At 63.7% G+C, this 23,690-nt stretch carries 26 protein-coding genes; 15 read left to right on the top strand and 11 right to left on the bottom strand.

The genetic code is table 11. The features are described from left to right. Window position 1: 1 nt before the first annotated feature. Both DK366_RS16510 and DK366_RS16505 read right to left on the bottom strand, forming a co-directional pair. Window positions 2-280: a hypothetical protein gene (locus tag DK366_RS16510; protein WP_109126663.1), complete on the bottom strand. Its 279-nt coding sequence runs from the start codon at window positions 278-280 to the stop codon at window positions 2-4. A gap of 107 nt (window positions 281-387) precedes the next feature. Next, window positions 388-969, bottom strand: a complete 582-nt coding sequence (locus tag DK366_RS16505) for a hypothetical protein (RefSeq protein ID WP_157956595.1) — start codon at window positions 967-969, stop codon at window positions 388-390. A 274-nt stretch (window positions 970-1,243) separates the two neighbouring features. Here DK366_RS16505 and DK366_RS16500 point away from each other — a divergent pair, with 274 nt between their 5' ends. The 4 genes from DK366_RS16500 (at window position 1,244) to DK366_RS16485 (ending at window position 4,904) form a co-directional block, all read left to right on the top strand. After that, window positions 1,244-2,074, top strand: a complete 831-nt coding sequence (locus DK366_RS16500) for an SAM-dependent methyltransferase (RefSeq protein ID WP_255412604.1) — start codon at window positions 1,244-1,246, stop codon at window positions 2,072-2,074. 127 nt (window positions 2,075-2,201) lie between these two features. After that, window positions 2,202-2,480 (top strand): hypothetical protein, encoded by a 279-nt coding sequence (locus tag DK366_RS16495; RefSeq protein WP_109126660.1) that lies wholly within the window; start codon window positions 2,202-2,204, stop codon window positions 2,478-2,480. Between the two features lie 11 nt (window positions 2,481-2,491). Further along, window positions 2,492-4,276 (top strand): GGDEF domain-containing protein, encoded by a 1,785-nt coding sequence (locus DK366_RS16490; RefSeq protein ID WP_109126659.1) that lies wholly within the window; start codon window positions 2,492-2,494, stop codon window positions 4,274-4,276. A 217-nt stretch (window positions 4,277-4,493) separates the two neighbouring features. After that, window positions 4,494-4,904, top strand: a complete 411-nt coding sequence (locus DK366_RS16485) for a VOC family protein (protein ID WP_109126658.1) — start codon at window positions 4,494-4,496, stop codon at window positions 4,902-4,904. 40 nt (window positions 4,905-4,944) lie between these two features. Here the strand turns inward: DK366_RS16485 and DK366_RS16480 are convergent, their stop codons facing one another. After that, window positions 4,945-5,655: a DUF899 family protein gene (locus DK366_RS16480; protein ID WP_109126657.1), complete on the bottom strand. Its 711-nt coding sequence runs from the start codon at window positions 5,653-5,655 to the stop codon at window positions 4,945-4,947. A 227-nt stretch (window positions 5,656-5,882) separates the two neighbouring features. Here DK366_RS16480 and DK366_RS16475 point away from each other — a divergent pair, with 227 nt between their 5' ends. After that, window positions 5,883-6,335, top strand: a complete 453-nt coding sequence (locus DK366_RS16475; protein ID WP_109126656.1) for a GyrI-like domain-containing protein — start codon at window positions 5,883-5,885, stop codon at window positions 6,333-6,335. Window position 6,336: 1 nt separating this feature from the next. Here DK366_RS16475 and DK366_RS16470 read toward each other — a convergent pair whose 3' ends face one another. Continuing rightward, window positions 6,337-6,957, bottom strand: a complete 621-nt coding sequence (locus DK366_RS16470; RefSeq protein ID WP_109126655.1) for a hypothetical protein — start codon at window positions 6,955-6,957, stop codon at window positions 6,337-6,339. Between the two features lie 183 nt (window positions 6,958-7,140). Between DK366_RS16470 and DK366_RS16465 the strand changes: the two genes are divergently transcribed. After that, window positions 7,141-8,589 (top strand): alkaline phosphatase family protein, encoded by a 1,449-nt coding sequence (locus DK366_RS16465; RefSeq protein ID WP_109126654.1) that lies wholly within the window; start codon window positions 7,141-7,143, stop codon window positions 8,587-8,589. Between the two features lie 145 nt (window positions 8,590-8,734). Then, entirely contained in the window at window positions 8,735-11,044 is a 2,310-nt protein-coding gene (locus tag DK366_RS16460) for a transferrin receptor-like dimerization domain-containing protein (protein ID WP_109126653.1), read from the top strand. Between the two features lie 21 nt (window positions 11,045-11,065). Here the strand turns inward: DK366_RS16460 and DK366_RS16455 are convergent, their stop codons facing one another. Both DK366_RS16455 and DK366_RS16450 read right to left on the bottom strand, forming a co-directional pair. After that, window positions 11,066-11,365: a GIY-YIG nuclease family protein gene (locus DK366_RS16455; RefSeq protein ID WP_109126695.1), complete on the bottom strand. Its 300-nt coding sequence runs from the start codon at window positions 11,363-11,365 to the stop codon at window positions 11,066-11,068. Window positions 11,366-11,454: 89 nt separating this feature from the next. Further along, on the bottom strand, window positions 11,455-11,907 hold the full coding sequence (locus tag DK366_RS16450) for a hypothetical protein (RefSeq protein WP_109126694.1): 453 nt from the start codon (window positions 11,905-11,907) through the stop codon (window positions 11,455-11,457). 111 nt (window positions 11,908-12,018) lie between these two features. Here DK366_RS16450 and DK366_RS16445 point away from each other — a divergent pair, with 111 nt between their 5' ends. Further along, window positions 12,019-12,669 (top strand): 2'-5' RNA ligase family protein, encoded by a 651-nt coding sequence (locus DK366_RS16445; protein ID WP_157956594.1) that lies wholly within the window; start codon window positions 12,019-12,021, stop codon window positions 12,667-12,669. 61 nt (window positions 12,670-12,730) lie between these two features. Here DK366_RS16445 and DK366_RS16440 read toward each other — a convergent pair whose 3' ends face one another. The 3 genes from DK366_RS16440 to DK366_RS16430 all read right to left on the bottom strand — a co-directional run bounded on the left by DK366_RS16440 (window position 12,731) and on the right by DK366_RS16430 (window position 14,241). Then, window positions 12,731-13,270 carry a Spy/CpxP family protein refolding chaperone gene (locus DK366_RS16440; protein WP_109126651.1) on the bottom strand — a complete coding sequence of 180 codons (540 nt, stop codon included), beginning with the start codon at window positions 13,268-13,270 and terminating at the stop codon, window positions 12,731-12,733. 36 nt (window positions 13,271-13,306) lie between these two features. Then, complete coding sequence (locus DK366_RS16435; RefSeq protein ID WP_109126650.1) at window positions 13,307-13,642, bottom strand: hypothetical protein; 336 nt, start codon at window positions 13,640-13,642, stop codon at window positions 13,307-13,309. Between the two features lie 197 nt (window positions 13,643-13,839). Next, the gene (locus tag DK366_RS16430) at window positions 13,840-14,241 is read right to left on the bottom strand and encodes a biopolymer transporter ExbD (protein WP_109126649.1); all 402 of its coding nucleotides are present in this window, start codon (window positions 14,239-14,241) and stop codon (window positions 13,840-13,842) included. Window positions 14,242-14,451: 210 nt separating this feature from the next. Here DK366_RS16430 and DK366_RS16425 point away from each other — a divergent pair, with 210 nt between their 5' ends. The 3 genes from DK366_RS16425 (at window position 14,452) to DK366_RS16415 (ending at window position 16,930) form a co-directional block, all read left to right on the top strand. Further along, the gene (locus DK366_RS16425) at window positions 14,452-15,849 is read left to right on the top strand and encodes a M20/M25/M40 family metallo-hydrolase (protein ID WP_109126648.1); all 1,398 of its coding nucleotides are present in this window, start codon (window positions 14,452-14,454) and stop codon (window positions 15,847-15,849) included. A 91-nt stretch (window positions 15,850-15,940) separates the two neighbouring features. Further along, a complete protein-coding gene (locus DK366_RS16420; RefSeq protein WP_109126647.1) occupies window positions 15,941-16,699 on the top strand; it encodes a class I SAM-dependent methyltransferase in 759 nt (252 codons plus the stop codon). A gap of 21 nt (window positions 16,700-16,720) precedes the next feature. Continuing rightward, window positions 16,721-16,930, top strand: a complete 210-nt coding sequence (locus DK366_RS16415) for an oxidoreductase-like domain-containing protein (protein WP_232821085.1) — start codon at window positions 16,721-16,723, stop codon at window positions 16,928-16,930. Window positions 16,931-17,354: 424 nt separating this feature from the next. On the opposite strand, the gene DK366_RS16410 is transcribed toward DK366_RS16415, so the two are convergent. Then, window positions 17,355-18,437 carry a linear amide C-N hydrolase gene (locus DK366_RS16410; RefSeq protein WP_109126645.1) on the bottom strand — a complete coding sequence of 361 codons (1,083 nt, stop codon included), beginning with the start codon at window positions 18,435-18,437 and terminating at the stop codon, window positions 17,355-17,357. 286 nt (window positions 18,438-18,723) lie between these two features. On the opposite strand from DK366_RS16410, the gene DK366_RS16405 reads away from it, so the two are divergent. From DK366_RS16405 to DK366_RS16390, 4 genes are all read left to right on the top strand, one after another. Further along, window positions 18,724-19,452, top strand: coding sequence for a creatininase family protein (locus tag DK366_RS16405; protein WP_232821084.1), 729 nt, complete (start codon window positions 18,724-18,726; stop codon window positions 19,450-19,452). 33 nt (window positions 19,453-19,485) lie between these two features. After that, a complete protein-coding gene (locus tag DK366_RS16400) occupies window positions 19,486-20,661 on the top strand; it encodes a hypothetical protein (RefSeq protein WP_109126643.1) in 1,176 nt (391 codons plus the stop codon). A gap of 2 nt (window positions 20,662-20,663) precedes the next feature. Next, complete coding sequence (locus tag DK366_RS16395) at window positions 20,664-21,038, top strand: nuclear transport factor 2 family protein (RefSeq protein ID WP_109126642.1); 375 nt, start codon at window positions 20,664-20,666, stop codon at window positions 21,036-21,038. Between the two features lie 398 nt (window positions 21,039-21,436). Then, window positions 21,437-22,435 carry an LLM class flavin-dependent oxidoreductase gene (locus DK366_RS16390; protein ID WP_109126641.1) on the top strand — a complete coding sequence of 333 codons (999 nt, stop codon included), beginning with the start codon at window positions 21,437-21,439 and terminating at the stop codon, window positions 22,433-22,435. A 12-nt stretch (window positions 22,436-22,447) separates the two neighbouring features. Here the strand turns inward: DK366_RS16390 and DK366_RS16385 are convergent, their stop codons facing one another. Beyond that, window positions 22,448-23,479 carry an HDOD domain-containing protein gene (locus tag DK366_RS16385; protein ID WP_109126640.1) on the bottom strand — a complete coding sequence of 344 codons (1,032 nt, stop codon included), beginning with the start codon at window positions 23,477-23,479 and terminating at the stop codon, window positions 22,448-22,450. Window positions 23,480-23,690 lie beyond the last annotated feature (211 nt).

Below are 23,690 nucleotides of genomic sequence, written 5' to 3'. Positions count from 1 at the left end.
ATTACTCGCCGTCTTCCTCGTCTTCTTCTTCCTCGTCGCCTTCGTCTTCGAAGGTTTCGAGTTCTTCAACGCGCAGGTAGTTGGGTGCGGCGTCGGCAAAGCTGATCTCCTTGCCATTCACCAGCATCGGGCGCACGTCACGGCGCGTGGTGCCGTTCTGCACCGATTCCACCAGCGCAAAGCACACGAGCGCCTCGGCACTCTCGTCGCCGTTCTCGTCGAACACGGCAACCCAACCCGTGGCGGGCATGATCTGGATGATGGTCTCTTGCTGGGACATGGGAACTCCGGTTGGCAAAACGCGGAAGCTTGCCCACTGCCAGCCGCGACTGCAAGCGACGTTTCAGTGACAGGAGAACGTGACGTGACGCGGTTCCGTTCGCCTGGTCATTCGCGCCACATCGCGTCTTCGTCGGCAGACACCTGCCGAAGCGTGATACCCGTGACGCAAGTGGGTAGTCCCAGCCGCTCTGAATATCCTTCGATGCCTGCCGCGAACAGGCCCCATGGCATGCGCCTGTACTTGGCGTAGCGAAAGGGAATGGGTTCGCTGGAAAGGGCGTAGCCCGCGGCAGGCGGTGCGGGCGCGGGTTCGCCATGGAAACCTGTCAAGGCGTAGCGCGAAACCAGGGCATCGGGAGCCACGCAGTGCTTCGTGTCGAGGCTGATGTGGATGCTTCCGATGGACGGGTCCTGATGGGCGTAGACCCGCAACTCGACGTGGTTCACCTGCACGCCGTCGGCGAGCTCCAGCGCGTCGCTGGACCACGACCTGCCGTCAGGCCCGGGCGAGGGGAAGCGGATGCCCGTGACTTGGAAGACGCGAGCCGGCGTGGTGGGAACCACCGTGCCAGTAGCCAACAGGCGATCGATCAACGTGGGAAGCGTGAGATCGACACGAGTGCCCGCGAGCACACCGGGCGAACACGAAAGGGCGGCAACCAGCATGGCTGTTCGAAACGTTCGCATCCGTGCGTCCTGTAGCGTGCGAGGGGACCGTGCACTGTGTCGACGGGGCGCTGCAAACGCAACCCGCCTGCATCGCCCGATGGTGGACAACATCCCTGCGTTGGGCCTGTCTCTCGGCCAGATGGCCAAGGCCTGTTTCCGACGGGCTGAACCGGCGAAACCTCAGGCGCCTCGGCACGAGCGACAGGTTGGGGAAGGCGCCGGTTCGCCAATTGGTCATATGTCTCTTGGCGCCCCCGCACGTGGGAAATTGCCCTACTATCTGCGAATGACGATGCCTACGACCCCCATGCCGAGCCGTGCCAGCCAGGGCAGCCTCGCCTGCGTCGGTTTGGGCATGACCCTGGGTTCGCATCTCACGCCGCTGGCGCGCAGTCACATCATGCAGGCGGATGTGGTTTTCGCCGGGCTTTCCGATGGCATCGTGGAAATGTGGCTGCAGCGCATGCATCCGGACGTCCGCAGCCTTCAGTCGTACTACCGCGAAGGCAAGTCGCGGTTTACGACCTACCAGCAGTGGGTCGAGCTGATGATGACCGAGGTGCGCGCCGGCAAACGCGTTTGCGGCGTGTTTTACGGGCATCCCGGCATCTTTGCGTGGTCGCCGCACAAGGTCATCGAGATCGCCCGCGCCGAAGGTTATGCGGCGCACATGGAGCCTGGCATTTCTGCCGAGGACTGCCTCTATGCCGATCTGGGCATCGATCCGGGCCGCTTCGGCTGCCAGCATTTCGAGGCCAGCCAGCTGCTGTTGTTCGAGCGCCGCATCGATCCCACTGGCTACCTGGTGCTGTGGCAGGTGGGACTGGTCGGCGACCGTTCGCTGGCACGCTTCCAGACCGGGCCGGCGTATCGGCAGGTGCTGGTGGATCTACTCAGCAAGGACTACCCGCTCGATCACGAAGTGATCGTCTACCGGGCGGCCACGTTGCCAATCCAGAAGCCGCGCATTCGCCGCGTTGCATTGCGTGACTTGCCGTCGATTGAATTGACCGCCGAGGAAACGGTCGTGTTGCCGCCGGCGCAGCGTCTGAAACCCAACCTCGCCATGCAGGCCAGACTGGCCGCACTGGACGAGCAGGAGAACGCCGGCGTGCCGGCGTAAAGCAAGGCGATCGCCGCACGCCTCGGGTTTAGAGGGCCCGCAGGCAGGCGGCGTGGTGAAAGGAACCGATGGCGACCGTCATCATGTTTCATCATGCTGTTGCATCACCAACACCACAGGGGGATGTATGACCGACACGATGGATTGGCTGGAGGCCATTGGGCAGGACGCAACGCTGCGGCATGCCTCGACGGACGAACTCACCAGCACGCTCGAAGCCGCTGAAGCCTCCGAGGCATTGCTTGCCGCGGTGGCGTCGGGCGACAGCGCGTGGCTTGCGCAGGAGTTCGGCTATCGGCCAATGATGTCGCCGCAAAGCTCGCAGACCTTTCCCGAGGACGAACCCGAGCGCGAGGACGAAGAGGAACCTGATGCCGAGGTTCGTCTGGCGCTGTCGCACGACTAAGCGGAGGCGACATGCTGCATCGCTGGCGTTGCAGGACACTGGGGCCCGCTTTGGCGGGGCTGGTGTTCTGCGCGTTCGCGCTGGCCGGCCAGGTGCGCGCGGCGAACGTCGCTACGCCTGAACCGCTGGACCCGCTTGACCAGATCGAGCGCGTGCGCACGCTCGATCATCCGCTGTTCCTGCGCATGCTCACCCAGATCCACGATCAGGCCGCCCGGCTTACAGCGGCGCAGCAGTGGCATCTGCGTTACCTCGACGCGTGGCAATCGGCCTTCCAGGGCGACACCGTCAAGGCCAACGCCATGCTGCAGGATGTCATCGACCATTCCGGTGACAATGCGCTGGCGGCCAAGGCCACCGCGCTGCTGATGAACAATCTCGGCCTGAGCGGCCGTTACGAAGATGCTTTTACGCTGGCCAATCGGCTGGCGTCCGACCTGCCCAACATCAAGGACAACCTGGCGCGCTTCACCGTGCTGGCCAACCTGTCGCAGCTCATGACGTTTTCCGGCCAGGACGACCTGGGCGTGAAGTACGCCAAGATGATGGAGGACAGCCTTCCTCCCGGGGAATCGCTGTGCAATCCGCTCTCCATGCAGGTCAGCGCACTGGAGGACAGTCATCGCATCGCATCGTCCAGTCCGCTGTTTGCGCAGGCGATCGACACCTGCCTTTCTGCCGGGCAGCCGGTGTTCGCCAACACCATGCAATTGCTTCGGGCCAACCTGTACATGGTCGAAGACCAGCCCGCGAAGGCGCTGGAATTGTTTACGCGCATCGCTCCCAGCATCGAGGCGAATCGCTATTTCTATCACCAGCGCGCTGTACAGGCGGGGTTTGCGCTGGCGTACGAAAGGCTCGGTGACGACAACAATGCGCGCAAGGCCGCGCTGGCCGTGGTCAGCATGAGCGACAAGCCCGACGTGAACTTGTGGCTGCGCGATGCCTACAAGGTGCTGTACAAGATTGAACAGCGTCGCGGTAATGCTGTCGCCGCGCTGGCGTATTACGAGCAGTACGTGGCGCAGGACAAGGGTTATCTCGACGACGTCAGCGCGCGCAATATCGCCTATGCATCGGTGCAGCAGCACCTGCTGGCGCAGCGACTGGAAGCCGAAGGGCTGAGCAAGCAGAACAGCATTCTCCGTCTGCAGCAGCAACTGGACACCAAGGCGGTGGAAACCAGTCGGCTATATATCGCGCTATTGCTGGTGGTGGTGATTTCCATCGGCTTGTGGCTGCTGCGCATCAAGCGTTCGCAGCTGCGTTTCCAGATGCTTTCCCGTCGCGACGGTTTGACCGGCATCTACAACCACCAGCATTTCGTGACCGAAGCCGAGCGCGTATTGCGTTCGCTGGAACGCAAGGCCGGTGGCGCATGCCTGATCTCCATCGACCTGGATCATTTCAAGCAGATCAACGACACGCACGGTCACGCGGTCGGTGACGAAGTGCTCAGGCATACGGTGGCGTTGTGCCAGCGCCAGCTGCGGCCGACCGACCTGTTTGGCCGGCTGGGCGGCGAGGAATTCGGCATCCTGCTGCCCGAATGCACGCGCGAGCAGGGCATGGCCGTAGCGGGTCGCGTCAGGTCGGCCATCGAAAGCTCGCCCGTGCAGGCAGAAGGTGTTGTCGTCACGTTTTCCGCCAGCATTGGCGTGGCCTGCACGGACACCTTCGGCTACGGGCTGTCGCGCCTGCGCCGCGAGGCGGATGCCGCGCTTTATCGCGCCAAGCGCACCGGCCGCAATCGCGTGATTGCCGATATGGAAAACGACGGCCTGATCAGCGTCTGACGGCCGACATCAAAACGCGTGCACGCTCGAAGCAATGCACGCAGGGCGGGTTGATCGCTTCGCCATGTCGATCCGTGAGACTCCCGTTCGTCATTCTCATGAACCATCGCGCGGCAACCTCGGCGCGGTGTTCCAAGGATGGCCCGGATGGCGATGGCGCGACAGCGCGGCACGCCTATCGAAGGCTCTCTGTCCCCACTCAGCAGGAGTAGCCCTTATGCAATTCATTCCCTATCTCGATTTTGATGGCAGCGCACGAGAAGCCTTCGACTTCTACGCCAAGGCGTTCAACGGCAAGGTCACGGCGCGCATGAGCTATGGCGAGTCGCCCATGGCCGCGCAGATGCCGCCGGAAACCCACGGCCGCGTGATGCATTCGCAACTGGAAGTGCCCAGCGGCATCCTGATGGGTGCAGACGGCCCGCCGGGCAGCACGCGCAGCACCGGCTGCGTGAACGTGAGCGTTGACAGCCCCGATGAAGCGGAACGCGTGTTCGCCGCGTTGTCGGAAGGCGGCGAGGTCACCATGGCGATCGGCGAGACGTTCTGGGCGCACCGCTTCGGCATGCTCACGGATCGGTTCGGCAAGGGCTGGATGGTGAACTGCCTGAAAACCCCGGGCCAATGACACCAGGGACGGGCCGTCCGCGGGCGGCCCGTCGCCTTGATCAGCGTTCGTAGTCCAGCTTGGGATACCAGTTGCCGCCACGGCCCTCCGGCACGCAGTCGAGGATGGTCCAGATAGGCATCAGGTCGGGCGCGCCGCGCGGGTCCTGCCCGGGGTCGGCCGTTTCCATGCCCATTTCGCCGGCCCAGAACAGCCGGATGTGGCCATCGCGCCGGGTGAACACGCAGAACGCCGGGTTGTCGCCGCCGTCGTCGCCAATGGCGTAGTAGTCGCGGCTGAATTGGCCGTTGATGTCCTGGTACAGCGGCAGGTCGTTCCAGCCGCGTTCCTTGCGGAAGGCGAGCAGCCGTTCGATGGGCGAGCGGGCGATGACGGCCAGGGCCACGCGTTGCTGGATGTCACGAGCCTCGCCGTTCCATGCGCCCAGCAGCGACGTGCACATGGGGCAGGGGCGCTCGCGTTGCGGGCCGAACATATAGCTGTAGGTCACCAGCGTCTGCTTGTCGCCGAACAGGCCTGCGAAATCGACCGCGCCGTGTTCGCCCTCGAAACGATAGTCGCCTTGCACTTCGGGCCCGGCGGGCAGGGCGCGGCGCTGTTCGGCCACGCGTTCGATATGCCGGCGCAGCTCGATTTCCTCGGCGAGCAGGGCGTTGCGGGCGCGCCGGTAGTCGTCGCTTTCCCGCGCGAATGTGACGCCGTTGCGCCTGACCAGTTCGGGCGCGGGAACGAGGGGAGGAGCCTGGCTCATGTCGGATGACCTCGGACGCTGTGGACGGGGACGCAACGCATGTTCGGCCGGACCGGGCGAATGCCGCGTCTATCTCAGCGACGAACGGGCGAGCGGGTTATCGACATCCCGCCCTGGCGCGAGACAGGATCCCCGGCGTGTTGCAAGTGGCCACTTTCACCCTGTTGTCACATCCGCCCATTGACGTAGGCTAGGGCCAGCCAAGCCAATGCGAGGACGTCGTCGTCATGGATCATCGGATCGTGTCGTTGCCTGCCTTTACGGTGGTCGGGATGGAGCACATCGCACGCACCCCGAACGACATCGGGCCGCTGTGGCGACGGTTCCTGCCCCGCGAACACGAGATTGGCCACCGCACCGAAACGGGCGTCTCCTACGGCGTATGTACGCCACAGCCAGACGGCATGCTGCGTTATGTGGCCGGCGTGGCGGTGGCGCACGATGCGGCCGTGCCCGAGGGCATGGTGAAGTTCCAGGTGCCCGCCCAGAAATATGGCGTGTTCACCCACCGCGACGTGGTCGCCCGCGTGGGTGAAACCTTCCGCACCATCCACACGCGCCTGCTGCCCAAGCTGGGGCTGCGTGCACAGGCGGGAGTGGAGTTCGAGCGTTACGACGAACGCTTCATCGGGCCAGACGATCCGACCTCGGAAACGGACATCTATATCCCGGTGGAATGAATCAGGCGGCCAGCTGGGCGCGCGGGAACGAGGCGAATGCCTGGTTGAGCGTGGCGCACATCTGCGAGGCCAGTTCGCCGTAGCTGCGCTCGCGCGGTACGCGGACGCGCTTGGGTGCTTCTTCCAGCAGATCGACGAAGCCGTGGGTGGTCGCATCCGCCGCATGGGCGAAGAGACAGGCGCGCGGCGAGTCGAGGAAGACGCGCATTTCCACGCGCACGTTCACCTCCGGCGCCGCGCCGTAGGCAGGCTGGATGAAGATGGACAGCGAGCGGTGGCCACGGCGGCGCAGCAGACGCAGGCAATCCTCCAGTTCGATGACCAGTTCGTGACCCTCCGGCAGGGTCAGGTCTCGCCACAGCACTGCTTCGATCTCGCCCACTGCCTTGCGCACTTCGTTCTCGATGCGCCCCAGGAAGCCCACGCGCAGTTCGTGTCGCGTGTAGTGGTTGGGCATGGTGGACACCTGCACGTCGCCCTTGCGCACCAGGGTGGAGTGGTTGATGCGCGTGAAGCTCAGGCCCGCCGCCTCGTAGCTTTGCGTGGCGTTAGCCCCGCTGATGCCGGCGAAAGCCGCCCAGGCGGCCTTGAGGTAAGCGATGTTCGGCGACGTTTGCAGCATGGTGTCCCGCCATGAAGGGGTGTGACGAAGGGTTTATCGGCGCTGGCCCGGGAAACTTCAGTCCGCCGTGGCCCGATGGCCGGGATGTGCGCCAGGTCACGCGGTCGACACGTGGCGATGATGGAATGCAGACATCCCACGCGGCGAAATGGCCGCATCCCTCGCGATGCCCAAGGCGGCGCCATGCCCACTTCGAAAGCGAACCGGTTGTCGGCGATCAATCACATCGTGGTGCTGATGCTGGAGAACCGTTCCTTCGACCACATGCTGGGTTTTCTCTACGCAGACACCGGCAACGTATCGCCCACAGGGCAGGCGTTCGAAGGGTTGACCGGCAAGGAGAGCAACCCCGGCGCCAACGGCGGCGCGGCCGTGACGGTGTTTGCCATCGAGCCGGGCACCACCAGCACTTATTTCATGCCCGGCGCCGATCCCGGCGAAGGCTACAGCGCCACGAATGCCCAACTGTTCGGCAGCACCACGGCGCCGGTGCCGCCGGTGGCCACCAATGCCGGCTTCGTCAGCGACTTCGACTACACGCTGGGATGGGAGACCAAGGAAAAACGTTCCGTCCTGGCCGGTACCACCGCCTCGGACATCATGGGCGTGCACACGCCTCAGACCTTGCCGGTGCTGTCGGCGCTCGCTCGCGGTTTTGCGGTGTGCGATCACTGGTTCGGATCGGTGCCCACCGAAACATTGCCCAATCGCGCGTTCACGCACGCAGCGACATCGCAAGGTCACATGGACGATGCGACCAAGTCGTTCACCGCGCCGACCATCTATGCGTCGCTCACCCAGAAAAAGGTGTCGTGGGCCGTCTACGGCTACAACGCTGATCCGCTGACGCGCATGACCTATTCGGATCTGGTAAGTGCGCCCGATGCCAACTTCGGACAGTTTGCAGACTTCCAGAAGGCTGCGGCGAACGGCACGCTCGCGGCGTACACGTTTCTGGAACCCAGCTGGGGTTCCAGCGGCAACAGCCAGCACCCGAACTACGATGTGTCGCTGGGCGAACAGCTGATCCATGATGTCTACACTGCCTTGCGCAGCAGCCCGCTGTGGAACGAAACGCTGCTGGTCGTGACCTACGACGAACACGGCGGCTGCTACGACCACGTGGCGCCGCCGACCAATGCGGTGCCGCCTGATACCACCGCCGGCGAGTACGGTTTCGACTTCAAGCGTTTCGGACCGCGTGTGCCCACGTTGCTGATCTCTCCGTTGATTGCGGCCGGCACGGTGTTTCGGGTGGCCGATGGCGGCATGCCGTTCGATCACACATCGATACTCAGCACCGTGGAAAAACGCTGGGACGTGCCGGCGCTCACCGCACGCGATGCCGCGGCCGTCGATGTCGGCGACGTGCTGACGCTGGCCACGCCGCGCACGGATGATCCGTTGGCGGGCGTGATTGCGCCGACCAGCAAGGGCAGGAATCCGGCGGCTGGCGAACCGTCACATCTGCAACTGGTTTACGCCGAGCTGGTATCGCGGCTGCCCGTGCCCGACGCGCAGGGCGGCACGTACCACGTCATGCCGTCCTTCCAGAGCGAAACGGACGTCCAGGACTACATCGATCAGCGACTGGCGGCCTGGAAGGCATCGCGGGCCACGTCCGCACCCTGAAGGCGGCCATGTGCCGCAAGCATGACCTTTGTCCTACGCGACAGCAGCAGGGCAGGCGGTATAAGTGTCACGACAGCATTGAAAAAGCCGACGCGAAGGGAGCGCGCGCCGGCATCCATTCGCTAACGCTGGGGAGAGACAAAGCATGACTCGTTTGACGATACGGCCGCTGCTGGCAGCGTGCCTGCTGGCCGGCATGGGCAGCGCACTGGCTGCGGATGAAACCACGCACGGCGACCAGGGCATGCGTGGCTTCACTGCCGACGGTGCTGCCGCACAGCAGAGCCTTGAGCAGCGTTTCGATGCCTTGCTCGATCCGGCTGACCAACGCGAATGGCTCAAGCAGATGTCGTCGGCGCCGAACCAAGTGGGCTCGCCGCATGACAAGGCCAACGCCGAGTTCATGCTGGCGAAGTTCAAGGAGTGGGGCTGGGACGCGCACATCGAAACCTTCAACGTGCTCTATCCCACGCCGAAGAAAGTGGCGCTGGAGCTGAAGGGCCCGCACCCGTACACCGCCAGGCTGCATGAGCCGGCCGTGCCGGGCGATGCCACTTCCAGCATCAAGGAGGGCGTGCTGCCTCCGTACAACGTCTACGGCGGCGATGGCGACGTAAGCGCGCCGCTGGTGTACGTGAACTACGGCATGCCGGACGACTACAAGGACCTCGCGCGTCGCGGCATCGACGTGCGCGGCAAGATCGTGATCACGCGCTACGGCGGCGGCTGGCGCGGCCTCAAGCCCAAGCTCGCGCAGCAGCACGGCGCGGTGGGTTGCCTGATCTATTCCGATCCGCGCGATGACGGCTACGCGGAAGGCGAAACCTATCCGCAGGGCGGCTGGCGCCCGGAAGACGGCGTGCAGCGCGGCTCCGTCGCCGACATGCAGCAGTACCCTGGTGATCCGCTCACACCCGGTTACGGTTCCACGGCCGATGCCAAGCGCCTGGACCTGAAGGACGCCAAGACCATCCTGAAGATCCCGGTACTGCCCATTTCCTACGCGGACGCCACGCCGCTGCTGAAATCGCTCACCGGACCGGTGGCACCAGGCAACTGGCGAGGCGGGCTGCCGATCACGTATCACATCGGCCCCAGCTCGGCGCCCGTGCACCTGACCGTGCTGTCCGACTGGACCCAGAAGCCGGTGTACGACGTCATCGCCACCATCAAGGGCTCCACCGAGCCGGATCGCTGGATCGTGCGGGGCAATCACCACGATGGCTGGGTGTTCGGCGCGTGGGACCCGCTTGCCGGCAATGTCGCGTTGCTCGCGGAAGCGAAAGCCATCGGCGCTCTCTACAAGCAGGGCTGGAAGCCGCAACGCACACTGGTTTACGCCAGCTGGGACGGCGAAGAGCCCGGCCTGCTCGGCTCCACCGAATGGGCCGAAACGCATGCGGACGAGTTGAAGCAGAAAGCGGTGCTTTACCTCAACTCCGATACCAACGGACGCGGCTTCCTCGAAGCCGGCGGCAGTCACTCGTATCAGCATCTGGTGAACCAGGTGGCGGGCGGCGTGACCGATCCGGAAACCAAGGGCAGCGTGCTGGAGCGCATGCGTGCGCACGTGATGGTGAGCGGCAGCGCGAAGGACGCCAAGGCCGAAGCCAAGGAATTCGCCAAGCTGGCATCGGCGGGCGGCGATGTGCCGATTACCGCGCTCGGCTCCGGTTCCGACTACAGCGCCTTCCTCGAACATCTGGGCGTTGCGTCGCTGGACATCGGCTTCAGCGGCGAGGACGACAACCCCGGTGTCTATCACTCCGCGTACGACTCGTTCGATCACTACGTGCGCTTCGGTGATCCGGACTTCCAGTACGGCGTTGCCTTGTCCAAGGTGGCGGGACACATCGTGCTGCGCACCGCTGATGCGAGCGTGCTGCCCGTGCGCTTCGGCGATTTCAGCGACACGCTGGATCGCTATGTCGACCAGCTACACAAGCTGGTGGAGGACACGCGCAAGGACACCGAGCAGCAACACCAGCTGCTCGACAAGCACGCCTACGCGCTGGTCTCCGACCCCACGCGCCCGGTGTTGCCGCCGGAACGCGATTCGGACGTGCCGGACATCAAGCTGGCACCGCTCGATGATGCTGCCAAAAAGCTGAAGAAAAGTGCGCAGGCGTTCGAGGCGGCCTACAGCCAGCGCGCCGCTGCCGGGTTCAACTTGTCTGCCACGCAACAGCAGCAGGTGAACGCGTTGATGGGGCAGATGGAGCAGTCGCTGACGAATGCCTCCGGCTTGCCGGGACGCCCCTGGTTCCAGCACATGATCTACGCCCCCGGCATGCTCACTGGCTACGGCGTGAAGACCGTGCCGGGCGTGCGCGAGGCCATCGAGGGACGGCGCTGGGACGAGGCCAACCAATTTGCCGAAGTAACCGCGAAGACGCTCGATGGCTATCGCGAGCAGCTGGACAAGATCACGGCGATGCTGAAGAAACCGTCCTGATCGAAAGCCGCAGGAACGCCGTCATGCCGGGGAGGCTGGCATGACGGCGTTTTCGTTGGTGGTATCGGCCGTCAGGTACGCCATCTTCCGATGCTTGGGCAGCTGCTTGATTTCCCATTCCGCCCGTGACGCCGCCGCGCGATTCTCATAGGCGCGTGAACCGAGCAACCGAAGCGGCGGATGCGACCGCGTGTAACGTGCGCCCTTGCCGCTGGCATGGGCCTGATAACGCGATGCAAGATCGTTGGTGATGCCGGCGTAATACGAGCCGTCACGGCATTCGATCAAATAGAGGCACCAGCCGGGTCGGTTGGCAGCCATGTCGGGGTTGTCGTCCATCATTCAGGCAGGCGTTGCGGCGTTGCCAGTGTGCCTCAAGCGACTGCGCAACTGTAGGATCGCAGCAGGACTCAGGCGAGCCTGTTGCGCGTGAACAGCGCGATGATCCAGCCGAACAGCAGCATGGCTGCCAGGTTGGCGATGAAACTGAAGGTGCTGAAGTGCGGCATCCGGTGATGGGCGGACAGCGGCACCACCACGTAGTTCATCACCGCGAAGATCACCACGCCGTATGCGACACCCCACACCGGCCACTGTCTTGTCGCCGCCACGCGGCGGCCCACGACAAGCACGAAGATCGCGGCGATGATCAGGGACATGGCCCATTGCAGTCCCAGGCCGAGCGCGGCCTCGTTCATGCCACCCGTCAAGGCCGCTTTACCCAGCAATCCGCCGGCGATGTACCTGAGGATGATGAGCGGGTTGTAGCCGCTGATGAGGGATGCGGCGCCAACGTCCAGCGTGCCGGCGACAAGGCCGCCCCAGAGAATGGCAGCGAGTACGGGATGACGCGAACGGGCCACGGCGTTCTCCTGGTATCTGGCGCATGCCACTTTAGTGGCGGGCAGCATGGCAGGCGACATGACTTTCCGCAGGGGCGGCACCGGGCTTCGTGCAGCCGCTACCATCGGCAGATGCTTTTTTCCGATGCCATGGCGGGCCCCGCCGAAACCCTGGTGGCCGAGCTGCGCGACTACCCCGAGTGGCGCAAGGGGCGTGCGCGTTACGGCGTGTGGGTGGCGCCCATCGACGATCCCGCCTTGCTCGACTATGTCGACACCGCCCGCCGACAATTGGCCGATCTGATCCATCCCAGTCCACGACGACAGCCGCATCTGACGGTATTCGTTTGCGGATTCCACGGCGCAGGGAATCGCAACGATGACTTTTCGCCGCAGCAGCTGGAGCATCAGTTGGCAACGCTGTTACGACATTCGAGTACTGCCTGCGATCTACCGTTGGCCGGTCTCGACAGCTTTGCGAGCGCCGCATTCATTCCCGTGGGTGATCCGCAAGGGCGACTGGCGGGGTGGCGTCAGACGCTTGGCGAGACGAGCAGGGAAGTACGACAAGGGCCTTACGTGCCGCACATCACGCTCGGGTTGTATCGGGTGCGCGTGAGTGCCGAGGTGGTGCGGGAGCGCCTTGCCGGTGTTCCACCTTCCACGCTCACGCTGCGGGTAAGCGAGCTGCACTACGTGACCTACGACGCCAGCGATCAGCTTGGGGCGCTCGACACCTTGCATTGCGTGCGGTTGAGCGGCGACATGCACGTCCGGGAATAAAAAAAGCGGCACGACTTGCGTCGTGCCGCGTTCGGTTCAAGCACTTTCGCTCAATGCACGCTCAATGCGTCGCCGACGATACGGCGGTCGACGAACTCTTGCCCTTGCGCGGCGCGCCCGGCGCCTTGCCGCGATACATCGCGTCGGCAATCTGCTTCTGGTCCGGCGACAACACGTCATACAGATCACTGAAGGACGATGACAGCTTCTTCATGTTGTCCGCGTGCGTTTCCGTGAGGTCGGCGTACGACTTCATCGCATCGGGCGCGCTCATGGTCGGCAGCTTCTGCGCGCGTTCGCGGAAGGCCTCATCGGCCTTGCGGGCGTTGTCGCGCATGGTCTGCGCAAACGCATCCCATTGCTTGGACTGCTGATCGGTGATCTTCAGCTGCGCGTGCAGGTCGGCGATGCGTTGCTCCACCGCATCCGCATGCTTCTGACCATGATCCTGCGCCGACTTCGGCGTGGTGGTGGGTGGCTTTTGTGCCGCTGCGGCAGGCGGCGCGGTTTCGGGCGTTCCCTGCTGCGCCATGGCCGGGCCGGCTGCCAGCGCGAACGCGATCAACGCCGGCAACGTGAGACTACGAAGCGTGGTTTTCATCGTCGGTATTCCCTTGGCAGAAAGTGGCGGCAGCGATCAGTAGCCGTTGTTGTAGTAAACGACGCCCGGCGGAGGCGGGGGCGGCGGCGACGTGTAGACCACCGTCGGCGGCGGCTGCGGTTGGCTGCTGGAAATGGCGACGCCTGCGGCAACGCCCAGCAATGCACCGGCCACGATGGCACCGCCATCGTCATGGTGATAGTGGTCGTCGTGGTGGTAGTCGTAGTGGTTGTAATGCGGCGGCGGGGGCGGGTGGCCGTGCGGATCATGGTGGTACTGAGCCAACGCCTGCATGGGCAGCGCCATCCACGCCACGGCAAACGCGGCGGCAGCGAGCTGGTGGCGTAGAGCGATGCGCGAATCGTGTTTCATCGACGTTCCTCCTGCAGTGCGGTGGGTCGCACGGGAGAAAGCGTAGGTCTGGCTATGTGCACGCCAGCACAATAATGCGCCGCATTTTCATGCGCCTTTCGGAACGGTTTGCCTATGTGGGGAACATGTGATGGCGACGTTTCCGCGATCTCCACGAAGGCGCCTGGGCACCTTCGTGGAGATGCACGGGCATGACGTCAACGTGACGCCATGAAGTCGATGTGCTGCAGCCCTTGTTCCTTCGCTTCGGCAATCACGCCCGCCACAGTCTGGTACGAAACGCCATCGGCAGGGTCGATCACCAGGTGCACCGGCTTGCCCTGGTGCCCCGCGATGGCGAGTTGGCTCGACAGCATGGCGGCATCGAGTGGCACATCGTTCCATACCATGGTCCCGTCGGGGCGAATGGACAATTGCACCGTGTCCGCCGGTGTCATGTGATTCGTGATACCGGGTTGCGGAAGGTCGAGCTTCAGTTTGTGGGTGAGCACCGGCGAGGTGATCATGGTGATCACGAGCAGCACCAGCAGGACGTCCACCAGCGGCGTCACGTTGATCTGGGCGAGGGGAGCTGCGGAAACACGTGCAGAGAAAGCCATGTTCTTCCTCCTTGCGGCGTGGTGTTGCTTCGATGTGGGCGCCGGGCCTGGGGATGCTTCCGGCGATGCCAGCTTGCTCCCGCAAGCGGCCATCGCGCAATCCTGCGCCGTGAGGCGGAATCGGCTGGATGTCGGCCGCAAGTCACGCTGTCCGGCGGACGGCCGAAAGGACATACTCACGGCACCTTTTCCGTTGTCGGTGACCTGTCCATGCTGAAGCCCTTGCTTGCCTCCCTGCTGACCTGCTCGGTCGCGCTTCCCGCCATGGCGGCCACGCCCGATGCCAACCAGGTCCAGGCACGGGACATCTTCAGCCACCTCATCGCGTTCAAGACGGAGATCGGGCAAGGGCAGGTACCAGTGATGGCGAACTACCTTGCCGACCAGTTCCGCGCGGCAGGCTTCCCGGATGCGGACATCCATATCATCCCGCATGGCGAAACCGCTGCCATGGTGGTGCGCTATCGCGGCAATGGCACGGGCGGCAAACCCATTGCGCTGATGGCGCACATGGACGTGGTCACGGCCAAGCCGGAAGACTGGCAGCGCGACCCGTTCAAGCTCATCGAGGAAGACGGCTACTTCTACGGACGCGGCACGGAAGACATCAAGAGCGGCGTCACCGTGCTTGCCGCCAACTTCATCCAGTTGAAGAAGGCCGGCTTCGTGCCTACGCGCGACCTCATCATCGTTTACACGGGCGACGAGGAAACCTCGCAGGACACCATGGACGACCTGGTGAAGAACCACCGCGATCTGGTCGATGCCGAGTTTGCGTTGAACACGGACGCCGGTGGCGGCGTGCTCGGCGAGGACGGCAAGCCGCTGGTGTTCGGGCTGCAGACGGCGGAAAAGGCCTATGCGGATTTCGAGTTGACGACACGCAACCCGGGCGGCCACAGCTCGGAGCCACGACAGGACAACGCCATCTATGAGCTGGCGGATGCGCTGAAGAAAGTCCAGGCGTACCAGTTTCCGGTGATGTGGAACGACACCACGCTGGCCCAGTTCAAGGCCGAAGGCGCCACGCGCGAGGGCAAGGTGGGGCAGGCCATGCGTGACTTTGCCAACAATCCGCACGATGCAGCCGCCATTGGCGTGCTTTCCACGGAATACGCCGAAGTGGGCAAGACGCGCACCACCTGCGTGGCCACCATGCTGCACGGTGGTCATGCCGACAATGCGCTTCCCCAGTCCGCCACCGCCAATATCAATTGCCGCATTTTCCCTGGCGTCGCGATCGACACCGTGCGCAAGACGTTGCAGGACGTCGTTGGCTCGAAGGTGGATGTAACCCTGGTGGGCAAGGCCATCGCCAGCGATCCGTCGCCGCTGCGCCCCGACGTGGTGGCCGCGGTCACCAAGGCCGTTCACGCTATTCGTCCGGGCGTGAACGTTACGCCGGAGCAGGAGTCGGGCGCGACGGATGGCATCTATTTCCGCGCTGCCGGCATTCCCACCTATGGCGTCAACGGCATGTTCATGAAGGACAGCGATTCGTTCGCCCATGGCCTCAACGAACGCGTGCCGGTGAAGGGCTTCTATGACGACGTCACCTATTGGCACGTGCTGCTGACCACGCTGGCCGGCCCGGGTAAAAGCAAATAACGCGACGGGGGACCGTGCCGAAACGCATGGCTGCGGTTTATTCTGTGGGGGCGCAGAATTGGCGCCCCACACCCATCACACGGAGTACGTCATGCGTCCGACCGTTCTTGCAGTGCTGGTAGCCCTTGCTTTCCCTGTCACCGCTGCACTGGCGGCTTCGACAGAAGTTCCTTCCTACGTCACCGCCGCCGTCAACGATCCCGCCCGCAAGGACGACACGGCGAACGACGATCGCCGCAAGATTGCCGACCTCATGACGTTCGCGCAGGTGAAACCGGGCCAGTCCGTGGTGGACCTGATCCCGGGCAGCGGTTATTTCACCCGCGTGTTCAGTGTCATCGTGGGCCCCAAGGGCAAGGTATTCGCCGTGTGGCCGAACGAATACGGCAAGGAAGCGCAGTCGGACGTGCAGGCGACGAAGGCGCTGGTGGCCAATCCGCATTACGCCAATGTCGGCGTATTGATCGAGCCGGCCAATGAGTTCAAGACGCCGGAAAAGGTGGACCTGGTCTTCACCTCGCAGAACTATCACGACTATCCGGACAAGTTCATGGGTGGCGTGGACCCGGTGACGTTCGACAAGCAGGTGTTCGATTCGCTCAAGCCCGGCGGCCTGTTCGTGGTGGTCGATCACGTGGCCGAAGCGGGCTCGGGCATGCGCGATACCGACACGTTGCATCGCATCGATCCGGCCATCGTGAAGAAGCAGGTGGAGTCGGTCGGTTTTGTGTTCGACGGGGAAAGCGATGTGCTGCGCAATCCGAAAGACCCCCACAACATCAAGGTATTCGACAAGTCGATCCGTGGTCACACCGACCAGTTCGTCTATCGATTCCGCAAGCCCGGTTGATTTCCCAGTGGTGCACTCCGTTTGACCGACTCAACGCAAAACACCGTGGAGGGCGCACCCGCGCCCTCCAACGATCCACCACCCACGCCACCGCAGCGCCCTGACGACGAAGACTGCTGCGGCCAGGGCTGTGTGCCCTGCATCTTCGATTTCTACGATGAAGCGATGGGCAAGTATCGCGAAGAGCTGGCGGCGTGGAAGGCGCGCCACCCTGAGGCGTCAGCCAGCTAGCATCCCGGCGACTTTCGCCGCAGGAAAGTTGCTTCACCACGACTAAATCCTTTGTAGGAGCGCACTTGTGCGCGACCGCAGCATGCAGGGGCGCGTCGGCTTTGGGATATGCAAAAGCGCGCACCACCATTTGACTGAAGCAGCGACACGGCGTTGCTGTCGCGCACAAGTGCGCTCCTACAAGGAGCACGCTACCGCTCGGTTTACGACGCCGGCGCAGGCATGAATTTGAATGAAGGCGTTCCGAGGCGTCATCCAGCTAATAGCGCGTCATTTTCCTTGTGGGAGCGCACCCTGTGCGCGACTGCGAAAGGCCACGTGAAGAACGGTGGCAAACACCTTCCACTGCGTATGGCGTGATAGGTGCCAGTCGCGCACAGGGTGCGCTCCCACAAAGTGCATCGGCATTCGTAAGGGTTTTGTTTTACGGCGCTGGCGCCGGCATGAACTTGAATGACGGCGTTTCCACGAATTGTCCCGATACTTCACCCGAATACACACGGCCGCCCGCCATGGTGAGTTTTTTCACCGGGGCGCCAGGTTTCAGGTCGAGCTTGTGCAGGTCTACCCAGAACGTGTTTGGCGTGGTGGCCGAATCGAAGTAATAGGTGAGGTTCTTCTGGTCCGCCACGGTGTGCCAGATCGTTGACGACAGGTTGGGTTGATCCGGCGTGGAAATGCCTACCGGCACGCTTACCGCGCGCTGCACGCTCAACACTTCGGCCACGGCCTGGAATTGATAGTCCTGGTTGGGCACGCCCTTGATGTAGTTCGGATCGGGTTTCTTGGGCACGGCGTCGAGCAGGAACGACGCGCGCGCGAAGCGATCCGCCGCACGGTTGGTGCCGGGCAGGAATTTCAATCCGCCGATGCTTTCCCAGTATTCGTACAGCGCAAGCTGCTTGTCGTAGATGGGCGAGTTCGTCATCACCTTGTACTGGCGACCGTGATGGATCACGAGCTTGCCATCGATGTATTCGAAGATCGCCGAGTCGCCTGTGGCGTCGGATATCGACATGTGGATGGTGAGCGGTTTTCCGTTGGGTAGCGGTGGAGCGATGATCTGGAATGGCTCCTTCGCCAATGCTCTCACCGCTTCATCCACGTTCGGGAAGTTGTCGAGGATGTACTGGCCCCACAGACTGATCGCCATGTGCGGGCGCTTGGGATTGGGCTTGCCGAAGTCGGTCTCGGCCAGGTAAAGCGCATTCATCACCAGGCCTTTCTCGTTGATGCCATCGACGCTGCCGATGTCATAGCCGGCGATGATCACGCTGCCGTAGCGCGACGTCCATTTCGGTGAATTGGGCCCTGCATTGCCGTCGTGATGGATGCCGGCGGGGAAGATCCACATGTTCGAACCCATGTCTTCCGACCAATCCATGTTGCGGCCGGTGATGACGGTGTTGTCCTCGCCGACATAGAGCGTGCGCGTGCACGCGTAGGAGGAGAGCGTGGCAACGGAGGAGGAAAGGGCGACACCGAGGGCAAAGAGATGGCGACGCATGGCGGGCTCTCTGGCATCAGCAGGGCAATTCCCCTGGCGCGGAACAAACCACGGGGCGGATGAAAAGCCTGTATAGCCCTTGAAACCCAGCGGCGACGCGCCCTCCGGACGATGGAAAGTGACTGTGGCACGCCATGGCGTGAAGGGTGCGCTCCCCCCATCGTGGCTTTACACTTGGCGCCTGGTTTTTCAGGACGATCCAATGCCTTACCCGTCGTTGCGTGCCCTTGTTTGCGGGCTGTTGCTACTGAGCGCTTCAGGCGCCTTCGCCCAGACACCCCGCACGGTGCAACTTCAGGACCTCACGTGGACCGAGATCCGCGATCAGGTCCAGGCCGGCAAGACCACCATCATCATTCCCATCGGCGGCACGGAACAAAGTGGTCCGGGCATTGCCGTGGGCAAGCACAACGCACGTGCGGCGTTTCTTTCGCAGAAGATCGCCGAACGCCTGGGCAATGCACTGGTTGCGCCGGTGGTGGCCTACGTGCCGGAAGGCAACACGGCGCCGCCCAGTTCGCACATGCGCTTTCCCGGCACCATCACCATTTCCGATGCGGCCTTCGAGGCCATGCTGGAATCGGCCGCGCAGAGCTTTGCCGTGCACGGCTTTCGCAATGTGGTCTTTCTTGGCGATCACGGCGGCTATCTGAAAGACCTGGACCGCGTCGCCGCGAAATTGAACAAGGCTTGGGGCGGCAAGGCCCGCGCCATCGTGCCGCCGGAGTACTACGCCACCTCGTCCGAAGGCTTCGACCAGATCCTTCGCCAGCACGGCATCAAGGACGACGAGATCGGCACGCATGCCGGGCTCGCCGATACCTCGCTGCAGCTCGCCGTCGACCCGCAGATGGTGCGCCTGGATCGCCTGCAGCACGGCCCCAGGCTGGGCGCGGCCGACGGCGTGTATGGCGGTGATCCGAAACGTTCCTCGGCTGATCTCGGTCAGCTGGGCGTGGATGCTATTGTGTTAAATACCGTCAATGCCTTGCGTCGCGACACGCAGGCGCACTGACTTTCCCCGAATCACTCAAACAAGTTGTGACCCATGGCCATCGCTAAATCCCTGCGTTCCTCCCGCCTGTTCCGTCTCGCACCGCTCGCGTTCGCCGCAGCGTGCCTGGGCGGCACTGCACTGGCGGCTTCGTCCGTGACCACCGTGCCTGGCATGCCGCCGGTGATCAATCCGGCCAACATGTACACCGAGTCGGGCGCCGGCCACCTGAGTCCGGCAGTGAAGAACGACCTCGAGCGCATCTATGTGCCGAACCTGCGTTCCAACGACGTCTACGTGATCGACCCGACCACCTACAAGGTTGTGGACAAGTTCAAGGTGGGCGAGGGTCCGCAGCACGTCGTGCCGTCGTGGGACATGCGCACGCTGTGGGCGACCAACAACGCCGAGCGCAAGAAGACCGGCAGCCTGACCCCGATCGATCCGCGCACGGGCAAGCCCGGCACGGCCATTCCGGTGGATGATCCGTACAACATGTACTTCACGCCGGACGGCAAGGAAGCCATCGTGGTGGCCGAGGCGTTTGCGCGCCTGGACTTCCGCGATGCGCACACCATGGCCGAGCACTCCAGCATCAGCGCGCCGGAGTGCAAGGGCATCAACCACGCCGAGTTCTCCATCGACGGCAAGTTCGCCATCTTCACCTGTGAATTCACCGGCAAGCTGGTGAAGATCGACATGGTCAACCGCAAGGTGATGGGCTACCTGGACCTGTCCAAGAAGGGCATGCCGCAGGACATCCGTTCCTCTCCGGATGGCAAGACCTTCTACGTGGCCGACATGATGGCCGACGGCGTGTACCTGATCGACAGCGAGAACTTCAAGCAGATCGGTTTCATCAAGACGGGCGTGGGCACGCATGGCCTGTACCCCAGCCGTGATGGCAGCAAGCTGTATGTCGCCAACCGCGGTTCGAACAAGGTGCATGGTCCGCGCGGCGGCAAGGGCAGCGTGTCGGTGATCGATTTCGCCACGCAGAAAGTGGTGGCGAACTGGCCGATTCCCGGTGGTGGCAGCCCGGACATGGGCAACGTGAGCGCGGACGGCAAGGTGTTGTGGCTGTCGGGTCGTTTCGATGACGAGGTCTATGCCATCGACACCAGCACCGGCCAGGTGCGCAAGATCAAGGTTGGCCAGGAGCCGCACGGCCTCGCGGTGTGGCCGCAGCCGGGCCGCTACTCACTGGGCCACACGGGCATCATGCGCTGAGCATGAGTGTTCCTTGCGGAACGGACGATCCAGCTGCCGTGGTTCAACGGCAGCAGGAGGCGTACAACCGCAAGGACGTGGACGCGTGGCTGGCCACGTACGCTCCGGACGCCGAGCAGCATGTGCTGCACGGCGAACGGCTGGCTCGCGGGCAGGATGAGTTGCGTCAGCGCATCCTGGTCCGCTTTGCCGAACCGGATCTCCATGCCCGCCTTGTCAGCCGCACGGTGATGGGTGCGTTGGTCGTCGATCTGGAAGAGATCACGCGGAATTTCCCCGAAGGCCGGGGAACGGTAGAGATGCTCTGCATTTACGAGGTGGCGCAAGGCCGCATCGTGAGAGCGTCGTTCGCCACCGGCCAAATAGTCAGCGGCTGACTTTTTTCGTAACTTTGTTGCGTTATTTTCTGCATTCCTCGACGCCACCACCGCTGGCGGCATGGGGCGTCTGGCGGCTTGAAAGTCAGTCTTGTGCAAGCTTTGGCTTGTCACGGTTCCGTAGTCGCCTTTCCTGAACGCTACTGTTAAATTGTGACGTAGAGCACAATTTAATTGATGGCTTACGGAGCAGGGAATGAAGGGGAATCAGTGGCTCGGGCGGCTCATGTGCCGCGTTTTCAAGCACCGATGGGTTCGACCGGAGCCGGGACGCCGTGAATGCGGCCGCTGCGGCCGCGTCGAAGAACGCACCTGGCGTTACGGCTGATTCCTCGCTTCACACTCTGGCATTTGCGGGCCTCGGCCCCACATCGGGGCTTCCTGCATGAGGAAGCCCCATGATTCCGTTCTCCGTCCTCGATCTCGCGCCGGTTGCTGAAGGCAGCACGACCTCACAGGCGTTCGCCAACTCCCTGGACTTGGCGCGCCGCGCGGAAACGCTTGGCTACACGCGGTACTGGCTGGCCGAGCACCACAACATGCCGGGCATTGCGAGCGCGGCAACGGCGGTTTTGATTGGATATATCGCCGGTGGCACGTCCACCATTCGCGTCGGTGCCGGCGGCATCATGCTGCCCAACCATGCACCGCTGCAGGTGGCCGAACAGTTCGGCACGCTGGCGTCGCTGTATCCGGGGCGCATCGACCTGGGCCTGGGGCGTGCACCGGGTACGGACCAGCCGACGGCGACAGCCTTGCGCCGCTACTTCGACAGCGCCGATGCCTTCCCGCGAGACGTTTCGGAACTGCTGGGTTACTTCGAGCCGGCGACTCCCTCGCAGCCCGTGCGCGCGGTTCCCGGCGCCGGCATAGACGTGCCGGTATGGCTGCTGGGCTCGAGCCTGTTCAGCGCCCAACTGGCGGCAGCCCTGGGATTGCCGTTCGCTTTCGCCTCGCATTTCGCGCCGGACTATATGGATCAGGCGCTCGCGATCTATCGCCGCGACTTCAAGCCGTCCAAGCGTCTGTCAGGGCCTCACGCCATGCTCGGTATCAACGTCGTGGGTGCCGCGAGCGACGCCGAGGCGAAGCGCCTGTTCACCACGCAGCAGCAGAGATTCGTGAATCTGCGTCGCGGTCGTCCGGGCCTGATTCCGCCGCCCATCGACAACATCGAGAACTTCTGGTCGCCCACCGAGAAGTTTGGCGTGGAGCGTGCACTGGCCTGCGCCGTGGTAGGCAGCCCGGAGACGGTGAAGGAGGGCATCGAGGCGTTCGTGGCCCGTCACCGCCCCGACGAGCTGATGGTGACTGCCAACGTGTTCGACCATGAAGCGCGTTGTCGTTCGTTTGCCATTGCCGCGGAGGCGCGGGAACGCATCATCGCCGGTGAGTAATGCCCCGCCTGATCAGGCGAAGCTTTGCCGCAGATCCTGCTGGCAGCGCGCCAGCAATTGGGGCGGAAACGTCGCGATGGGATCGCTTCCGTAACCGGGATCGCTATCGCCATCGAGCAGGCCCTGTTCGGACAGCAGCTGACACATGGCCAATCGCTGGGCGACGTGAAGTACGCGGCTCATGGGTTGCGTCAGCGCCGCCTGGCCGTGCTGGGCGTGCTCGACCAGGGCCTCCTGCACGGCGGCAGGCAGATCCCAGTGCTGTCCGGCCTGCACGGTGAGCTGGGCGGCAATCTGCACGCAGCCCTCGACGAAGGCGGCGGAGCTGGCCGGTAGTTCGTTGTTCTGCAGCTCCTTGTCCAGTAGTCGTGCCACGGCGCCGAGGCCGCTGTAGCCGACGAGGGCGATCAGGTAGGCCTCGAACGCATCGCATTGCCCCTTGCTGAGATACACCGCGGCATGCCCGCAACGCTCGGCGTGGTCCCATAGGCGCTGGCCCACGATCTGCCCGTTGGCGCCGGCGCTGGCCATCAGGATGGGCTTCATCACGTAGGAGGTCACCACGTGACGCAGGCCGATCTGGCCCAGCAGTACCACGGCGTGCTGCAGGCTGCCGATGGGATGCGCCGTGCGATAGGTGACGCTGCCGGTGACACGCATCACTTCGCCCACCAGCACTGGATCGCGCTTGATCAGGTCCGCCAGCTGGGCGCCGCTGAGCTGATCGTTCTTCATCGCGCGCATCAGCTGCGGCAGCACGGTGGGCATGCGAGGCAGGCTGCGTACGTCGAAGCGACCGTTGTCGCACTGGTCCCGCAGGCGCTGCAGAATGGCCTGCTCGCGGACCTTGTTGGGTGCGTCGCCCGCACTGACGGGCTGGTTGAGGATGAAGCGGAAAAAGCGCTCGGCGATCACGTCGACCGACACCGTGTCGTGGGCGGCGGCGTCGACGGGAAGCTCCGGTTCGGGCGCAGCCGAGCGCGGCGCGGAAGATGGTTCCACCGCACGCTCACGTCCGAATACTCGCCACCAATTCCCCATCATCGTGCTGCCAGCTCCCTCGTGTGGCCCCCGCTACGCCGGGTGTATCGGCCGCTGGCGGAAAAAATGTAGAGCGGCGCCGCCGCATTGCGACGCCTTGGGATGCCCTGAACAAGTCTGCGCACCCGCCACCGGCACTGTCTGCTCGCAGATCACAGGGGAGTCGGCGAAGGCAGACTGGCCGTCTGTCGAGCCGACTCCCCGAAGAGCTGCG

This window comes from Dyella sp. C11 (assembly GCF_003121485.1).
GTDB lineage: Bacteria > Pseudomonadota > Gammaproteobacteria > Xanthomonadales > Rhodanobacteraceae > Dyella.
Note: the sequence above shows the minus strand (reverse complement) of the source record. Positions and strands in the feature narration are given on the sequence as shown.

Bases quoted from the DNA above. Each gene is read 5' to 3' on its own strand.
- DK366_RS16510 (WP_109126663.1), bottom strand. From the start codon at position 280: ATGTCCCAGCAAGAGACCATCATCCAGATCATGCCCGCCACGGGTTGG.
- DK366_RS16505 (WP_157956595.1), bottom strand. From the start codon at position 969: ATGCGAACGTTTCGAACAGCCATGCTGGTTGCCGCCCTTTCGTGTTCG.
- DK366_RS16500 (WP_255412604.1), top strand. From the start codon at position 1,244: ATGCCTACGACCCCCATGCCGAGCCGTGCCAGCCAGGGCAGCCTCGCC.
- DK366_RS16495 (WP_109126660.1), top strand. From the start codon at position 2,202: ATGACCGACACGATGGATTGGCTGGAGGCCATTGGGCAGGACGCAACG.
- DK366_RS16490 (WP_109126659.1), top strand. From the start codon at position 2,492: ATGCTGCATCGCTGGCGTTGCAGGACACTGGGGCCCGCTTTGGCGGGG.
- DK366_RS16485 (WP_109126658.1), top strand. From the start codon at position 4,494: ATGCAATTCATTCCCTATCTCGATTTTGATGGCAGCGCACGAGAAGCC.
- DK366_RS16480 (WP_109126657.1), bottom strand. From the start codon at position 5,655: ATGAGCCAGGCTCCTCCCCTCGTTCCCGCGCCCGAACTGGTCAGGCGC.
- DK366_RS16475 (WP_109126656.1), top strand. From the start codon at position 5,883: ATGGATCATCGGATCGTGTCGTTGCCTGCCTTTACGGTGGTCGGGATG.
- DK366_RS16470 (WP_109126655.1), bottom strand. From the start codon at position 6,957: ATGCTGCAAACGTCGCCGAACATCGCTTACCTCAAGGCCGCCTGGGCG.
- DK366_RS16465 (WP_109126654.1), top strand. From the start codon at position 7,141: ATGCCCACTTCGAAAGCGAACCGGTTGTCGGCGATCAATCACATCGTG.
- DK366_RS16460 (WP_109126653.1), top strand. From the start codon at position 8,735: ATGACTCGTTTGACGATACGGCCGCTGCTGGCAGCGTGCCTGCTGGCC.
- DK366_RS16455 (WP_109126695.1), bottom strand. From the start codon at position 11,365: ATGGCTGCCAACCGACCCGGCTGGTGCCTCTATTTGATCGAATGCCGT.
- DK366_RS16445 (WP_157956594.1), top strand. From the start codon at position 12,019: ATGCTTTTTTCCGATGCCATGGCGGGCCCCGCCGAAACCCTGGTGGCC.
- DK366_RS16440 (WP_109126651.1), bottom strand. From the start codon at position 13,270: ATGAAAACCACGCTTCGTAGTCTCACGTTGCCGGCGTTGATCGCGTTC.
- DK366_RS16435 (WP_109126650.1), bottom strand. From the start codon at position 13,642: ATGAAACACGATTCGCGCATCGCTCTACGCCACCAGCTCGCTGCCGCC.
- DK366_RS16430 (WP_109126649.1), bottom strand. From the start codon at position 14,241: ATGGCTTTCTCTGCACGTGTTTCCGCAGCTCCCCTCGCCCAGATCAAC.
- DK366_RS16425 (WP_109126648.1), top strand. From the start codon at position 14,452: ATGCTGAAGCCCTTGCTTGCCTCCCTGCTGACCTGCTCGGTCGCGCTT.
- DK366_RS16420 (WP_109126647.1), top strand. From the start codon at position 15,941: ATGCGTCCGACCGTTCTTGCAGTGCTGGTAGCCCTTGCTTTCCCTGTC.
- DK366_RS16410 (WP_109126645.1), bottom strand. From the start codon at position 18,437: ATGCGTCGCCATCTCTTTGCCCTCGGTGTCGCCCTTTCCTCCTCCGTT.
- DK366_RS16400 (WP_109126643.1), top strand. From the start codon at position 19,486: ATGGCCATCGCTAAATCCCTGCGTTCCTCCCGCCTGTTCCGTCTCGCA.
- DK366_RS16395 (WP_109126642.1), top strand. From the start codon at position 20,664: ATGAGTGTTCCTTGCGGAACGGACGATCCAGCTGCCGTGGTTCAACGG.
- DK366_RS16390 (WP_109126641.1), top strand. From the start codon at position 21,437: ATGATTCCGTTCTCCGTCCTCGATCTCGCGCCGGTTGCTGAAGGCAGC.
- DK366_RS16385 (WP_109126640.1), bottom strand. From the start codon at position 23,479: ATGATGGGGAATTGGTGGCGAGTATTCGGACGTGAGCGTGCGGTGGAA.